This is a genomic window from Paenibacillus jiangxiensis (assembly GCF_046098255.1).
GTDB classification, from domain to species: domain Bacteria; phylum Bacillota; class Bacilli; order Paenibacillales; family Paenibacillaceae; genus Paenibacillus; species Paenibacillus jiagnxiensis.
Genome location: NZ_JBJURI010000019.1, coordinates 13,614 through 29,087, shown reverse-complemented (window position 1 = coordinate 29,087; position 15,474 = coordinate 13,614). Strand labels below are relative to the sequence as shown.

The window sequence follows — 15,474 nt, the reverse complement described above, 5'->3', positions numbered from 1 at the left end:
TAACTTCATTAATTCCTGTGACCTTTCATTCCCCTGCCCTGTCTAATTACTGTAAATCAATACAAATACAGCTTAACCATAAAGGTGGTGAAAACGAGTGATCGCAGAAAAGGAAATTACTGCCGCGCAGCAGGGTGACCGAGAGGCCTTTATCAAAGTAATTCAAAGCATCGAGCAGGCGCTGTATAATACAGCCCGCTCTATCGTCAAAAAAGAGGAAGACGTTGCCGATGCGCTGCAGGAGACCATTTTAAAAGCCTATAAATCCATTTCAACGCTGCGAGAGCCTGCTTATTTCAAAACCTGGATCTTCCGGATTTTGATTAATGAATGCAACACCCTTCTATCGAAACGGAACCGCAGCGTCGCTGTTGCCGACTTCCCTGACGCTGGCGCTTCATCCCAATCCTATGAACAGGTGGAGCTAAGGGAAAGCTGTCGACCGGCTGGAACCGCAGCAGCGTATTGTGATCGTCCTGCATTATTTTCAGGATCTACCACTCAAACAGATTGCCGATATGCTCGATTTATCCGAAGGCGCCGTGAAGACTCGCCTGTACCGTGCGAGAAATTCCTTGCTTCAGGAACTGCAGCCAATTAAGAAAGGAAGGGTTAATTATGAATCACTTTGATCTGGAAAAACAATTAAAAACGTACAAGGAGTCTGATGCGAGCATGTCTCCACTCGTTCGGGCACGGCTGAATGAGGTATACGCTTCTATAGCTGATTCACCCACCAAACCAGCCAAGCGTCCGCTCCGGACATGGAAGCATCGTACGATGTTTGCCGCCACTGCAGCAACAGTGTTAGGCATCGCCGTTTTCGCTTCCGGTTTTGTTTCCCCGGTTATGGCACAGTCCATCAGAAGCATTCCCCTGATTGGCACTATATTTGAAAGTGTCGGGCAGGAATTCGGGATTCAGCGAGCAGTGGACAGTGGCCTGTATTCCACGGCTGATAGTACAGTTTCTTATCAGGATATCCGGCTGAATGTCACGGAAACGGTCTTTGACGGAGAACGGGCTTTATTTACGCTTCAGGTGTCTTCCCCTTATCTCAAAGACGGTATTCTTAGTAATGGCGGCGAAGATATTGAACTGAAGAACGCCGTCCATAATTTTAACCTTAAAATCAATGGCAAAGTGGTCGGCGAGAGCGGCTTTTACTTTGGAGGAGGGGAAGAACATCCGAACACACTGATTCTGGAGCAACCGCTCGATTCTGCTTCCGTTTCCAGCCTGCCGGATTCCGTTAAAGGAGAGCTTACCGTTATGCTGGAAGGCATCGACCATGAATTTAAACTGGATGTCCCACTCACAAAATCCGAAAAAGATATTGTACACCTGAATCCCAAACAGAAACTAACCAATGACAGCCTGTCATTCACCCTGTCAGAGGTAGATGTCACTCCAATTACAACAAATGTGAAATATTCATTAAGCATGCTTGGAAAAACAAAGCTTAACGAGGACGAAGAGTCGGCTATTATGCGTTACCGGGTTGCCGTTTATGATGACAAAGGAAATCTGCTGCAAGGTTTGAACGGGGAAAGCATGCTGGAAAACAACGAAAAAGGCAATAAAGCAGATTCGGAGCACAATTTTGCTTCAGCTCAGCAGCGTCCAGCGTATCTGATATTCAAGCTCTTCAACACAGATGATCATGATGCGTTCCCTTATACTACAATTAAAGACAGCCAATTTGTAGACGGAATGAGCATAAAAGTCGATATACCCTCCAAATAGACTGCCATTCACAACTACCAGGTTTAAAGGTCCCGGAGCCTCCGGGGCCTTTTCTTTATATGTTCCATCCTCTGCGGAACCCTATTTCTGGAGCACCGCTTTATAGCAAAAAAGCACCCCCTCATGCCGATTGGCAAAAAGTGTGCTCCACTCAGTCACTGCATTCATCTATAACTTTTAAAATCATATCGAAAGTCCCTACGATTCAGCGGACAAGCGGAATCTTGTCGGTAGGCTTCATCGTTCTCAGATCAAGCACCGCCTGGGCTTCTCCAGCCTCTGGCTCAATCGCGGGCGATCCCGAAGTTAAAGACCCTGGGATCACAGCCAACTCAAATCCGCCTGTTCGGCCAAGCCGTTCCAAAATACCCACCGTGTGGTCCTCAGACTGATCATCTATGACCGATATGTGCAGGGATCGGTTCAGCAAATAGGAATATGCCGCCAGTACTCTGACTACCCATTCCACCCACAGCTCATGGTTGGAAGTAATCAGGATATAATGAATGCGCCGTTTATCAGGGCGCTTCCGATGTCCTGTCTGCAATTCGGCTGCATGCCGTATATAAAGCAAACGAACCACGGCGGCCGCCAGACCGTACACAAGCAAAATCCATGCCAGTTGAATTGCCATGGAAGCCCCACCTCCTCATAGCGACAATATATGCCGGTACGAGGGTAGGAGTGACAGCCTTAGCAGCCTTGCCGGTTACAGGGTAACCCAACCATACTTGATGGAGTTGATTACCGCTTGGGTACGGTCGTCGACCTCCATCTTCTGCAAAATGCTGCTGACGTGGTTTTTCACTGTTTTCTCACTGATAAAGAGATATTCGCCGATCATCTTGTTGCTCTTGCCTTCTGCCATCAGACGAAGTACTTCAGCTTCACGGCGTGTCAGCGGGTTGTTCTCGCCAGCCACAAATTTCACGCCCGCTTCAGCGGAATGTCCTTCAGCCATGGCACCAGTTTCATTCAGATAGGTCATACGGCGCAGCTGCTGTATCAGCTTGCCGGTCACCTTCGGATGAATAAACGCATAGCCTTCATGGACGGAACGGATCGCATTGATCAGAGATTCCGCCTCCATATCCTTCAGCAGGTAGCCATTGGCTCCTTTACGGAGTGTCTCAAAAACATAGCTTTCATCATCATGAATCGACAGAATGATCACTTTCACTTCCGGGAACATCTCGCGCAGCTTCTCGGTAGCCTCTACACCGTTCTCCACAGGCATGTTAATATCCATGAGCACGATGTCCGGTTTCTCCTCATTGCAAAACTCGAGCACTTGAATGCCGTCACCGCATTCCCCGATAACCTCTATATCCTCTTCCATATTCAAAATACGCTTCAGTCCCTCACGAAACAGCTGATGATCATCAGCCAGGAGGACCTTAATTGCTGCAGCTCCACTGTCATGGTTTTCCATCCTGTTACTCCTTTCCCTTCTCCACGTTGGTCGGGATATGAATGACGATCTTCGTCCCCTGGTTCTCCGCGGACTCGATCTCCATTCTCCCTTCGAGCAGTTCAACCCTTTCTCGCATGCCAATCAAGCCAAAATGATTGTGATCTTTGCCCTTTTGTTCGAATAACTCAGGTTTGAATCCCAGTCCGTTATCCTGCACAACGATTTTAACCAACTGTGCCTGGTATGTGATCTCTACCAGCACATGAGTTGGATAGGCATGTTTTGCGGCATTGGTGAGGCCTTCTTGGATCAAACGGTAAATGGCCGCTTCCATCGCGGAAGAGAGACGGTGCTCCTTCCCCCTCGTTTCAAAGATCGCTCTGATTTTCGTCTTTTCCTCAAAATCCTGAACATACTTCCGGAGGGTAGGAATAAGCCCCAAATCATCCAGCGCCATCGGACGCAAATTGAAAATAACCTTGCGCATTTCTTCGAGGCTGGAACGGACCTGTCTCTTCAAATCTATTATTTCGTCCTGTACCATCTTGAATTCCTGCTTAGCAATCATTCTTTCTACAATTTCCGTCCTAAGCACTAGATGAGCGAGCAGTTGCGCAGGTCCGTCGTGTATTTCACGCGAAATGCGTTTGCGTTCTTCTTCCTGGGCCAAAATAATTTTCAAACCAATAAGCTGTCGATTCTTGGCAGATTCGATAATCCGGGTTACCTGACCCAGCTCTCCTGATAAATATTCCAGCACCACGCCCATTTGCGATCCGATCGTTTCCGCGCGCTCCACAGATGCCTCAACGCTCTTCGCCCGCTTCTGGAGATCATCCCTTCTCGCCTTGAGGTACATCTCCTTCTCGCGGTAGATCATCAGGTCGAGCTGAAGCTGTGTAGCCTTTTCATAAGCCGTTTTAATATCCTCTTCCGTATAGCGGACAAAATCCCGGCTGACTTCCGTCAGCCGGATCCGCGAGCGCCGGTAGTTCATCTCCAGCTGATCGACCTTCTCGATCGTCTCGGCCGTTTCCTTAAGAACCGCCTGCAATTCCTGGTTCAAATTAATGAGCTCGGACCGTGCCGAATCCAGCACTTCGAACATTTGGTACTTGCTCTTCTCCATCACCTGGATGGCGTTCTTGATGACTCGGTCTATGACATCGGCTTGAAAATCCACGAATTTTAATCTCCAATCCTAGCTTTTCAGGTATATATCATACCATATCATGATTGGATCGTAACGGTCTTAGTTTTTTGTTCCCATTTTACAGTAAGTCCGAGCTGCTCAGATACAAGTCTAAGCGGGACTAAAGTCCTACCCTCTAATACCAGAGGTGCTACATCTGCATTTTTGCGTTTCCCATTCAGGACAAATTGCTTGTCACCTACGGTAAGATCCATCAGCACTCCGCCGCGGATGACCGTCACACGCTGCGCGGAGCCGTTCCACTGAGCCTGTCCGCCAAACGCATCCAGAATGTATTTAATTGGCACATAAGTAGAGCCATCACGGGTAATCGGCGCGGCGTCGATTGCCGTCTTGTTTCCGTTCACGGTCATGGACTTGCTGCCGATGCTCATCTGGGCCGTTCCGGTTTTGAGGCCTTTACCGCTTATCGTTCCGGGAGCATTTAGCGCGATGTTATCAAACGCTACGGTTCCTGTTTTGGCCCGTTCATCCTGTCCCTCTTCCACGTTGACAACATAGAGACGCTTCAGCTTCGCAGGATAAGCAATGTCCAGGCCGCTCAGATCCGCACTCAGCGACTTCCAGCCGTTCCAGTCAATCGCCTTGGCAAGGTCTACATAAACCGTGTCACCGTCGGCATCCGTAATCTCGGCACGGAGCCAGTTAAGACTCTTGTCCCCAAGCACATCCATGGAGATACCTGTTGCCGGGCTTTGAATAGTCTTGCCAGAGGTGCCGTTCAGTTGCGCATAAGCATACATTTTGCCGGAACCGCCTGTCATGTCGTAGTCCAGCTGGAGCACCTTCGAGCCCGCTTTCTCGCCGCTGCCAGTCGTAATGGCTGCCGAGCCGGTCACTCCCTGGGCGTTCGTGGTAAAGCTCACATCGTAGCCAGCATTTTCAAAGTCCTCCCACATGCTGCTTCCGCCGTCCGCTGTCAGGGTAACCACCGTGCTGAAGCCATCATAACGGCCGATGGCATATCCGGCGTCAGCTCCGGAATCCACTGAAGATACAGTCAGCTCGTTCCCCTTCACGCTGCCTTTAAATCCGATAAATTCCCATTTCAGCGCGTCAGCGGAAATACTTACATTCTGTCCGTCCGTTGTCTTCGCCGTCACCGGAATGGAAATGGTCGTTCCTTTGCTGAGGGAGCCTGTACCGCTGCCGGCCGTCAGAGAAGAAATGCTGTCAGCCCCCAGTACAGTTACTTTCATGGTCGCTTTAGCAGAGCCGCTCTTGGCAGTCAGGGTTGCCGTGCCAGGCTTCACGCCCTTGACTGTACCGCCGCTAGCCGCAACTACCGCTGGATTGCTTGACGACCAGGTAACGGTCGCATTTCCAATGTTATATGGGTTGTAGTACGTGTCATAACCTTTCAGCGTATAGCTTCCGGTTTGGCCAATTAGCAGCGTTTTGCTTCCGCCGACCGTGAAGCCCTTCAGTGTTCCTTGCGGAGCTTCCGAATAAACACCGACTCCGTTGACAATGCTGCGCTGCTCTGTACCGTATTCGGTGTTGAACGTCAGATCAGCCTCGGTATTGCCCAGGTCGCGGGTAACCATCGTTGTCGAGCCGCCGCCGTCCAGATTCATGCCTTTCCATACGCCGATGCTGGTCATGAACGACTGCAGTTCGTTCAGCGACATGCCGGCACTGCTGCCGTTCTTTTCTACAGCGATCAAATAGGCATACCGATTATCCTTGGAATACCCTATAGCCGTGCGGGCGCGGGTTCCCCCGATACTGGATACGCTGCGGGAGAAGGAAGATGCCTTGCCCTCATTAACCAAAATGGTATGGCCGCCGATCATCATTTGCAGGGTTGAAGGATCGATATCTTTGCCGGTGGATTTAACGCGCAGCTTATAATCTGTCGTAATCGACTGGCCTACGGCCAGATGCTGCTTGACAAAATCGGCCGCCTTGCCGTGTGTGCGCAATATATAGCCGTTCTCCGGCACCGCAATCGGCAGCGCGGCATTCTCCGCGATTTGGGTAATGACCCCGTTCTCAACGAGAACCTCTGTCGGAGTCGTTGAACTGTTAGCCGGCCGTTCTAGCGCTTTCCAAGCGGATGTGTAGATATAGGCAGCATTCGAGTGGCTGTAGCTGCTGCCAGTCGTCTCAGGTGTATAGGCAGCCTTATTAAGGCCGGCCAGTTCAAACGAGGAGCCGTCTTCCGCAGTAACGGTGCCTTCAAATGTAAACTGCTCAACCATAGGAGTGCCGTCCTTCGTCACGGCAAAAGCATACATACCCGACAGATCGGAAGGGGTAGACATCAGTTCTCCGTCGGATACCTGTCCGCCGATCGGCGCGCCTTCGCGAGAGGTGTTGAAATAATCCCCGTTAACTCCCGCCACAGCCCCGGTTTCTTTGGCCATGCCTTCCGTGCTTTGCCGTGTCGTGAACTGCCCTCCTTTGCCTGTCATGACATCCAGCTTTACATACTGGTTGTTAAGATCAACACGAACGACATCCGCTAATGCCGTTCCCGAGGAGGTACTATACCGGTATTTCATCAAAATAGCCCCCGAAGTGAGGATTTCCTCCCCAAGCTTGACCGCGGAGGCGGCGCTGGCCACCGAACCTCCTGTCCAATTTAACGGCACAAAGCCGCCCGTTCCTATGACCGGCCCAATCCACAATATGCCTGCAAGCGATATAATCGCCCATTTTCTTCCTCGGCCTGTCCCGTTGTCCGTTTGTTTGGTGCGACGCAAAACCATTTGGATTTTAACTCTCCCATCTGCATGCTTATTTAAATAGAAAAATATTGGTATGGATAGCAGTCTCAAAATTGTTGCCCTAGTTATAATAGACTAAAAAATTAGCAAAAAGTTACGGAATCTCGCGAATTTCCTGGTTTAATGTCTATCCGGGTTCAATCCCGCCCACTTATTGACAGGTGCATGGCCTCCTTCTATAATCAACTTGAACTAATGAGTTCAAATTATACTAATTGGTTTAAATGTTTGTTTATTTTAGGGGAGGATGTAGTTGAGAATGAGCAAAAATAAAATTCCACTCTTACTGTCAGCCATACTGGTCATCACTGTCGTTGCAGCCGGTTGTTCAGCGGAACAGCCCGCTTCGGATGCCGCAGCCGATGCCAGCGCCAGCGGAACCGCTGTAAATACGATGGTTGTCAAAAAAGAACCGCTGAACACGGTGTATGACCTTTCCGGCACACTGCAGGCCTACGAGGAGCGGGCCATTTCTTTTGAAATCGGCGGACGGGTCGCAGCGGCCTCCCTTGCAGCAGGAGCTTCAGTCAGCAAGGGCAGCATCCTTGCCCAACTGGATCAAGCGGATTACCGGCTCCAACTTGCACAAGCGGACGCCTCCATTCAAGAGGCACAGGCAGCAGTAACGAATGCGGAAGCAGGCATCCGTTCGGCGGGTTCTTCACTCGCATCGGCTGAGGCCCAGGTTGAAAGCGCCGAAGCCAACGTACGCAAAGTACATAAGGGTGCACGGGAACAGGAGAGAGCACAGGCTCAGGCTGCTGTAGGCAAGGCACAAAGCGCTTATGACAAAGCCAAGGCCGATGCCGACCGCATTCGTAAGCTGTATGAAGCAGGAGCGGCTTCCGCCTCGGAGAACGAGAGTGCCCAGCTTCAGCTGGTCAGTGCCGAGAAGGATCTGGAGACCGCCCGTGAGTCGTTCTCTCTGCTGCAGGAAGGAGCCACTGCTGAAGATACGGATGCTGCCAATGCCACGCTGAAGGAAGCACTTGCAGGCAAGTCCAGCGCCTCCGCAGCGCAGTTGCAGGCCCAGTCCTCCAAAGAACAGGCTGCCGCAGGTTATGAAAAGGCAAAGGTTGCCAAGGAGCAGGCGGAACTGGCCCTGTCCCGCACAACGCTGTCGGCACCTTTTAACGGCGCCGTACTGGAGAAGCTAATCGAGCCCGGAGAGCTGGTCTCTTCCGGTCAGACCGTCTACCGGATCGGCAGCATTGACCGGTTGAAGGTGCTGCTCCCTGTTCCGGACAGTGAAATTCAGGATTGGAAAAAGGGGCAGCAGGTTGCCATCAGTCTGTATGGTGAAACCCGGACCGCGACGGTGTCCGCCATCTACGCCTCTACTAATGCAAGCACCGGGACGATCAACGTCGAGGTTGTCATTCCGAATTCATCACATGACTGGCTGCCGGGACAGGTTGTAAAAGCCGCGCGTGAGCTGTCAGACAAACAGGGAGTTCTGGTCCCAGTTGAAGCGGTGATTCAGACTGGAGATCAGCCTTATGTATTCAAGGAGGTTGAAGGCAAAGCCGTCAAAACAAATGTCGAGTTGGGCGGACAAATGACTGACAATAAGCTGCAGATTGTCTCGGGGCTCAGCGAGGGGGACCGCATCGTAACGAAAGGCGCCGCCTCTCTCTTTAACGGGGATGCGCTCCGGGAAACAGGAGGCGGCAGCGAATGATCGCGTATTTCGTGAAAAAACGCAAAATTACGATCCTTTTCTTCCTGATGGCCGTTCTTGTCGGGGCGTTCAGCTTCATGCAGCTCCCCCGTCAGGAAATGCCGGATGTCGTCGTCAGACAGGCTATGGTAACCACCATTTACCCTGGGGCTGCGCCGCAGAAGGTCGAGCAGACGGTCACCAAAAAACTGGAGCAGCGAATCAAGGAGGTTAAAGGAGTGGGCAACATAACTTCGACCTCCGCAAACGGATTTTCGTCCATTCTGGTTGAAACCGAGGGTGACGCCAAGCCGGAAACCGTCTGGGACGAAATGCGCAAGAAAGTGCAGGACGCCCAATCCGACCTGCCGGAGGATGCCGAGGTGCCTGTGATTAACGATAATCTTGCCAGCTCCTTTATCGGCTCCTATGCCATCATGGCGGACTCCCGAGATTCCCTGTATAACCTGAACAGCTTGATGACAAGCTGGGAGGATCAGCTTGGAGCGCTTGATGGCGTTTCCGATGTGACGATTTCCGGCCTGCCGGATCAAGAGGTCAAGATTGCGATCGACACACAGAAGCTCCAGCAGTACCAGCTGCCCTGGGGGCGGGTTGTGCAGGCCGTTCAAGCCCGCATGGATCTGGTTCCGACCGGTGATGTGGAATTTAATGACCGAACCTACCAGCTTATCGTAAAAGAAGCCTCAGACCCGCAGGAGCTGAGCAGGCTCCTGATCACCCGCACAGAATCGGGATCCCCTGTGTATCTGAGTGATATAGGAACCGTTCAGCTCACTCATGCCGATGCGGATGTTTATGCATACGCGGAAGGCAAACCGGCTATCCGCATTTCACTCGGCGCAGAGACGGGTACGGACATTCGAACGATGAACGAGAGGGTCAACGCCAAACTTGCCGAGTTGCAAAAAACACTCCCTGAAGATGTGAAATTCGTTACCCTGTTTGCACAGAAGGACAATGTCGATGAAATCTTCGCCGACCTGTCCCGTGAAACACTTATGGCGATCGCAGCCGTAATCCTCATCTGTACCTTGGGATTAAACCTGCTGACTTCTTCATTTGTCGCTTTGGCTATCCCCGTCTCGGTGGCTATTGCCATGATCTTTCTTCCGATGCTTGGGGTCACCCTTAACCAAATTTCCGTGGTCGGGCTGATCATCGTGCTCGGCATTCTGGTGGACGACGCCGTCGTCGTGAATGACAATATCGAGCGCAGGTTAACGGATTTGGGAGAATCCCCGGCCGAGGCAGCCGTGAACGGTACCAAGGAGGTGGCGGTATCGATATTGACGGCCACGCTCGCGACCATTTCGGCATTTATGCCTCTGATGTTCCTCAGCGGGGATGTCGGCGCGTTCATCAAACCGATCCCGGTCGTGATTTCGTTGGCCATGCTGGCCTCCATGCTCATGTCCCTGGCCATCATCCCCATTTTTCGGGAATGGTACGAAACACGCAGACCCCGCAAGCGCAAGGATAAAACAGCCAAACCAGCCGGGCTGCTGGGCCATCAAATTCAGAGCCTGACTCATCTCTACTCCGGTAGAATCATGACTAAAGTGGTGAAAAGGCCGCTGTTTACCGGCCTCGCCGGGCTGCTCATTGGGACAGCCGCCTACGGTCTTGTGCTGTTTACGCCGATTGAGCTTTTCCCAGAAGCTGAGGACCCGCATATAACCATCAAGATTACGATGCCTGTCGGGACTTCGCTCTCGGAAACGGACCGTGTGGTACAGGAAATCGCCGGTTGGGTAAAGCAGCAGCCGGAAACTGAGAAGGTAGCCTTTGCCGCTGGAGGCGGCGCGCCGCAGCTTTACAGTGACCTGGATGGTAGCACTGCTTCAAAAGAAGGAGACATTTATGGTCAGATTACCGTTGTTGGCAAAGAACACAGCTTTGACCTCGACAAGACACCTGAAGCCTGGAGCAGGCATTTTGATGAATACTATCCGGGAATTACGATTACAGAAAGTATTCCACGCCTCGGAATCCCTGTTGGCAAGCCTGTATCTGTTCGCATTTCCGGCCCGGAAACCGGGGAGCTGCAGGCACTTACCCAGCAGGTGCGGGAGTCCATAGCTTCTATAGACGGTACGACAGGAATTACGGATGACATGGGGATCGAGCGCTACGCCCTGAACCTTGAGGTCAATCAGCAGGCTATGGACCAGTACCAGGTCAGCTATGCCGACTTGACCCAAACGCTGCTGTTGCTGAATGAGGGGCTGGACGCAAGCCAGTTTGATACCGGCTCGGAGCTGATTGACATCAAGGTGTATCTGAATCAGGACAATACAGACCCGAATGTGCTGCTTCAGCAGCTTAGTGTGACCAACACCTCCGGCACGCAAATTCCGTTGTCGCAGCTTGTACAGGTCAAACCATCCTTTGCCATCCAGCAGATCAGTCATTATAATCTGGAGCGGACGGTTACCGTTGAGGCGGATCTGGATGGGCGGACGGCCACGGATGCTGCTGCGGATGTGCAAACAAAGCTAGCGAAAATTTCATTCCCGGAGGGATACTCCTGGGAGATCGGCGGCGAAACCTCGGATCAGAACGAAATTTTTGCCGATTTGGGCACACTGTCGATTATTGTTGTCTTTTTGATTTTAATTTTGATTACGATCCAGTTCTATTCCATTGCGATTCCGCTGATTATTATGACAACCGTCTACCTGGCAGCCGCAGGCGGGATTCTTGGAATATTCCTGACAGGTATGCCGATTGGCTTCATGAGCATTATGGGCATCATTGCACTTGCCGGCATCGTTGTGCGGAACGGCATCGTGATGATTGAATTTATCGAGGATGCCCGCCATGAGGGTGCAGAGCTTGAAGATGCGGTTATACAGGCGACAGCCGCCCGTTTCCGGCCGATTTTGCTGACGTCACTCACCGCCATTGTGGGGATGATCCCGATCGCGCTGCTGGGCAGCCTGCTTTTCAAGCCGCTCGCGTATGCCATTATTTTCGGCCTGCTGTTCTCTACACTCCTGACATTGTTTGTGGTACCATCTCTTTATATGCTGATGGCTAAATACAAGCTAAGACGCAAGCATCTCAAGGAAAAGAGAGCCATTGCGGAGCTTGATGCTTCTGACACTAGGTATCTGCAGCAGTAAAGTATCGACTAGGTATCGCGGGGAGGAATACAAACTTGGATAACAAGAGAGATGATATTGTACAGGCGGCCATTCGGCTCTTCTCCAAAAAGGGCTTTGCTGCGACCTCTGTCGAAGAAATAGCCAAAGAAAGCGGGATGGCCAAGGCTTCCTTCTATAAATATTTTCAGGGGAAGCATGAGCTGCCTTTGGCTATTTGCTTCAAAATGGAAGAGGAAATCGGGAAAGATATTAAAGCTTTGTACAGCCAGACAGGACTCTCATCCAGGGATAAGCTTCTTCGGTTAATTAAAATCTATCTGAATAACATTATCGGCAATAAAGTTTATCTTCTGATTATTACCGAACCGTTCCCGGCCAATACCCATGATGAGCCGACAAACGAGGCTTTACAGGAACATGAGAAACGGATCTTTTTGTGGATTCGCGATTGTCTGCTTGATGTGTACGGCCCCGATGTGGAAGGACATATCTGGGATATCACATTTATTTTAATGAGCGTAACCTTTGAATATATCCGGGTGTTCGAAGAGCGCATGGAACAGAAAAGTATCGACAAGCTGGCAGACTTTTTACTTTATATCACCGATTCTCTGATTGCAGGAGTGCGTCAGCAGAGCGAACCCCCCAGCTTCTTATGGGGATTGGAGGCCTGGTTTACCAGCAGTAGAGGACCTGACCCTCTCCAGGAAGGGAAAAAAATTGCCAGCTTGCTCGAAAAATTGGAAGCGAAGCTTATGCGCTTAAGCTTGGGAGATAGCAATAAGCAGGAGTTTCTGGACATTATCAGCCAGTTGAGGAAGGAGACCTCAGCGGACGATGCCTCTACTGGGCTGCTTAAGGCGCTGCTGTCGTACCTGGAGCAACTGGATGAGCTAAAGGAAGATTGTGCGAAGCTGAGAGATTTGTTGGATTTGTGAGAATAATAAAGACGACTGAGCACATTCAGTCGTCTTTTTATTTGAATAATATGAGTAAAGTTAATTGTATTAAAGTCCGGCTTGTTCCTTAAGGACCTCAGCCTTATCGACACGCTCCCATGGCAGATCCAGATCTGTACGGCCAAAGTGCCCATAAGCAGCTGTTTGCTTGTAGATCGGACGACGCAGATCCAACATGCGGATAATGCCTGCAGGACGAAGGTCAAAGTTGTTGCGGATTAGCTCAACCAGCTTATCGTCGCTGATTTTTCCTGTTCCGTAAGTATCCACGTTAATGGAGACCGGTGTTGCCACACCAATCGCATAAGCAAGCTGAATTTCGACTTTATCGGCCAGACCTGCTGCGACGAGGTTCTTGGCAACATAACGCGCTGCATACGCTGCAGAACGGTCAACTTTTGTCGGATCTTTACCGGAGAAAGCTCCACCGCCATGGCGTGCATAGCCACCATAGGTGTCTACAATAATTTTGCGGCCAGTCAGGCCTGCATCTCCTTGCGGTCCGCCAATAACGAAACGGCCGGTTGGATTAATGTAATATTTTGTTTGATCATCGAGCAATTCTGCAGGTACTACCGGCAAAATAACGTGCTCTTTGATATCCTTTTGAATTTGCTCCAGGGTGGCTTCCTCTGCATGCTGTGTGGATACGACAATCGTGTCGATACGTACCGGCTTGCCGTCTTCGTACTCCACAGTGACCTGAGTTTTTCCATCCGGACGCAGGTAGTTCAAAGCACCGTTCTTGCGAACCTCAGAGAGACGGCGCGCAATGCGGTGAGACATGGCGATTGGCAGAGGCATGAGTTCAGGCGTCTCGTTTGTTGCAAAACCGAACATCAGGCCTTGGTCACCTGCGCCGATGTTTTCCGTCTCCTTGTCCATCTCGGCGGGATCACGGCTTTCCAAGGCAGCATTTACCCCTTGAGCAATGTCGGGAGACTGTTCGTTCAAAGAAGTAAGTACTGCGCATGTGTTATAGTCAAAACCATATTTAGCCCGTGTATAACCAATTTCCTTTACAGTATTGCGTACAATAGATGGGATATCTACATATTCCGACTTTGTGCTGATTTCCCCAATGACCAGAACCAGCCCTGTAGCTACTGATACCTCACATGCTACACGTGCATTTGGATCATTAGCAAGGAATGCGTCCAAAACAGCGTCCGAAATCTGGTCACAGATTTTATCCGGATGGCCTTCCGTTACGGATTCGGACGTAAAAAGGTGACGGCCCTTTACAGACATGAATATTAAACCTCCCGCTAGAGAAATAATGATTATGGCATACATATTTAATGTCGTACAGCATATGCACTCATATGCCCAGCAGTGCCCAGTACAATTATCCGTATTCAAAAAATGAACCTTTTCCGAGTGGAAAAGGTTGCACAAGCCTCAACTGCCATATTAGCGCATTTGAGATATGGTGTCAATTGAATTGAAACTAAGGATCACAATAAGTTCTTTATCAGCAATGAAGTGTTTGTTACATTAGACCAAGCCTTGATAACTCACCTTCTGCACTTTGAATCAAACGCTTGGTAATTTGCCCTCCAACGGACCCGTTTTCACGGGAAGTTAAATTGCGCCACTCAACTGTACCCGCACCTGGTAAAGCCGAACCCAATTCCCCTGCAAATTCAGTATCAGATGATCCATTCGCCGAGCCTGCATATAAAGGGTTGTGTACAGGCAATCCTAATTCCGCAGCAATTTCATATTTCATTTCCTGCAGCATGCCCCTGCTTGCAGGCACGATATGATTCCGACGTTTTCCCGGCATTTGTGCCACCTCCATACAAGTGTAGTATGGATATTTTGCCGAGAACGAGCAGTATTCAGCCATGTACTTATTGCTAAATAAGGCAAATGAAATCAAGAAAATGAGGTCTACAAGAAACTGAAATCTAATGATTTCTTTTTTACTGAACTGAATAGCCTCCACGAACCATGACTGTTACGTTATAAGTCTGCCCTTCTTGCACCTGTATCCCTCTGCCGTCACGTGGGAAAGATAACAGATGATTTTTCTTTACCGCTTGATTATGGAATATTTCTGTTCCATCTGTAATATCAATGGCCCCGCTGGCATCCATACTATAGACAACAGCATAGCCATTACGAACGATGAACTCTGCACCCGCTTTGGCAATAAGCTTTTTACCTGGTTTTAGTTCGACTACCTTAACTTCATTATTGGCAGCAGTTGTAGTGTCAGTAGGTGCGCTCGCAGATGGAACGGTTGTCTTTGTTGCCTCATCTTTCTTATCTGACGTTGTATTGCTACCACTCGACAGAACATTTCCCCCAAGTGCTTTGGCGATCTGTTCATCTACGTAGCTCTTGGTTACGACCGGATCATCTGCCGTTCCCGGCTGTCCCCCGCCGGAAGCGCCGTTTGCCGAATTATTCAGCACCGTTCCCGCCAGAATACCTCCGCCAACCAGAATGACTGCCAATGCTGCTTTATAACCGGATTTCATGTTTTGCCTCCCGCACATTTCAAATAAAACTCTTAATCTATTAGATAATTAACCTTATCATAATAGGTTTGTATAAAGAGGACAAGAAAAAAATCCCCTGCAATAGGGGATTTTTTTCTGAGTGCTCCGG

12 protein-coding genes and 1 pseudogene are annotated in these 15,474 nt (G+C 50.2%); 6 read left to right on the top strand and 7 right to left on the bottom strand.

From position 1 onward, the window contains the following. Positions 1 to 97 precede the first annotated feature (97 nt). From ACI1P2_RS18160 to ACI1P2_RS18150, 3 genes and pseudogenes are all read left to right on the top strand, one after another. Positions 98 to 349, top strand: a pseudogene (locus ACI1P2_RS18160) (sigma factor); the annotation flags it as partial. A 118-nt stretch (positions 350 to 467) separates the two neighbouring features. Continuing rightward, on the top strand, positions 468 to 632 hold the full coding sequence (locus ACI1P2_RS18155; RefSeq protein WP_355321268.1) for an RNA polymerase sigma factor: 165 nt from the start codon (positions 468 to 470) through the stop codon (positions 630 to 632). After that, a complete protein-coding gene (locus tag ACI1P2_RS18150) occupies positions 619 to 1,746 on the top strand; it encodes a DUF4179 domain-containing protein (protein WP_355321267.1) in 1,128 nt (375 codons plus the stop codon). The genes ACI1P2_RS18155 and ACI1P2_RS18150 overlap by 14 nt, the downstream gene beginning before the upstream one ends. 205 nt (positions 1,747 to 1,951) lie before the next feature. Here ACI1P2_RS18150 and ACI1P2_RS18145 read toward each other — a convergent pair whose 3' ends face one another. From ACI1P2_RS18145 to ACI1P2_RS18130, 4 genes are all read right to left on the bottom strand, one after another. Further along, positions 1,952 to 2,380, bottom strand: a complete 429-nt coding sequence (locus tag ACI1P2_RS18145; RefSeq protein WP_355321266.1) for a hypothetical protein — start codon at positions 2,378 to 2,380, stop codon at positions 1,952 to 1,954. Positions 2,381 to 2,455: 75 nt separating this feature from the next. Then, complete coding sequence (locus ACI1P2_RS18140; RefSeq protein WP_355321265.1) at positions 2,456 to 3,178, bottom strand: response regulator transcription factor; 723 nt, start codon at positions 3,176 to 3,178, stop codon at positions 2,456 to 2,458. A gap of 4 nt (positions 3,179 to 3,182) precedes the next feature. Then, a complete protein-coding gene (locus ACI1P2_RS18135; RefSeq protein WP_355321264.1) occupies positions 3,183 to 4,343 on the bottom strand; it encodes a sensor histidine kinase in 1,161 nt (386 codons plus the stop codon). A gap of 47 nt (positions 4,344 to 4,390) precedes the next feature. Beyond that, positions 4,391 to 7,087 carry a stalk domain-containing protein gene (locus ACI1P2_RS18130; protein WP_355321263.1) on the bottom strand — a complete coding sequence of 899 codons (2,697 nt, stop codon included), beginning with the start codon at positions 7,085 to 7,087 and terminating at the stop codon, positions 4,391 to 4,393. A 277-nt stretch (positions 7,088 to 7,364) separates the two neighbouring features. Here ACI1P2_RS18130 and ACI1P2_RS18125 point away from each other — a divergent pair, with 277 nt between their 5' ends. Genes ACI1P2_RS18125 through ACI1P2_RS18115 form a run of 3 tightly spaced genes read left to right on the top strand, consistent with a single transcriptional unit; the run spans position 7,365 to position 12,834 of the window. Then, a complete protein-coding gene (locus ACI1P2_RS18125) occupies positions 7,365 to 8,786 on the top strand; it encodes an efflux RND transporter periplasmic adaptor subunit (RefSeq protein ID WP_355321262.1) in 1,422 nt (473 codons plus the stop codon). Further along, on the top strand, positions 8,783 to 11,914 hold the full coding sequence (locus tag ACI1P2_RS18120) for an efflux RND transporter permease subunit (RefSeq protein WP_355321261.1): 3,132 nt from the start codon (positions 8,783 to 8,785) through the stop codon (positions 11,912 to 11,914). Before ACI1P2_RS18125 ends, ACI1P2_RS18120 begins: the two co-directional genes overlap by 4 nt. 35 nt (positions 11,915 to 11,949) lie before the next feature. Then, positions 11,950 to 12,834 (top strand): TetR/AcrR family transcriptional regulator, encoded by an 885-nt coding sequence (locus ACI1P2_RS18115; RefSeq protein WP_355321260.1) that lies wholly within the window; start codon positions 11,950 to 11,952, stop codon positions 12,832 to 12,834. Positions 12,835 to 12,903: 69 nt separating this feature from the next. Here the strand turns inward: ACI1P2_RS18115 and metK are convergent, their stop codons facing one another. The 3 genes from metK to ACI1P2_RS18100 all read right to left on the bottom strand — a co-directional run bounded on the left by metK (position 12,904) and on the right by ACI1P2_RS18100 (position 15,344). Then, positions 12,904 to 14,106: a methionine adenosyltransferase gene (gene metK / locus ACI1P2_RS18110; protein ID WP_355321259.1), complete on the bottom strand. Its 1,203-nt coding sequence runs from the start codon at positions 14,104 to 14,106 to the stop codon at positions 12,904 to 12,906. Between the two features lie 241 nt (positions 14,107 to 14,347). Beyond that, positions 14,348 to 14,644, bottom strand: a complete 297-nt coding sequence (locus ACI1P2_RS18105) for an alpha/beta-type small acid-soluble spore protein (RefSeq protein ID WP_355321374.1) — start codon at positions 14,642 to 14,644, stop codon at positions 14,348 to 14,350. Between the two features lie 139 nt (positions 14,645 to 14,783). Then, a complete protein-coding gene (locus ACI1P2_RS18100; protein ID WP_355321258.1) occupies positions 14,784 to 15,344 on the bottom strand; it encodes a hypothetical protein in 561 nt (186 codons plus the stop codon). Positions 15,345 to 15,474: the final 130 nt, after the last annotated feature.

Coding starts and splice junctions, on each gene's coding strand:
- ACI1P2_RS18105 (WP_355321374.1), bottom strand. CDS start 14,644: ATGCCGGGAAAACGTCGGAATCATATCGTGCCTGCAAGCAGGGGCATG.
- ACI1P2_RS18150 (WP_355321267.1), top strand. CDS start 619: ATGAATCACTTTGATCTGGAAAAACAATTAAAAACGTACAAGGAGTCT.
- ACI1P2_RS18125 (WP_355321262.1), top strand. CDS start 7,365: ATGAGCAAAAATAAAATTCCACTCTTACTGTCAGCCATACTGGTCATC.
- ACI1P2_RS18145 (WP_355321266.1), bottom strand. CDS start 2,380: ATGGCAATTCAACTGGCATGGATTTTGCTTGTGTACGGTCTGGCGGCC.
- ACI1P2_RS18130 (WP_355321263.1), bottom strand. CDS start 7,087: ATGGTTTTGCGTCGCACCAAACAAACGGACAACGGGACAGGCCGAGGA.
- ACI1P2_RS18100 (WP_355321258.1), bottom strand. CDS start 15,344: ATGAAATCCGGTTATAAAGCAGCATTGGCAGTCATTCTGGTTGGCGGA.
- ACI1P2_RS18120 (WP_355321261.1), top strand. CDS start 8,783: ATGATCGCGTATTTCGTGAAAAAACGCAAAATTACGATCCTTTTCTTC.
- ACI1P2_RS18140 (WP_355321265.1), bottom strand. CDS start 3,178: ATGGAAAACCATGACAGTGGAGCTGCAGCAATTAAGGTCCTCCTGGCT.
- metK (WP_355321259.1), bottom strand. CDS start 14,106: ATGTCTGTAAAGGGCCGTCACCTTTTTACGTCCGAATCCGTAACGGAA.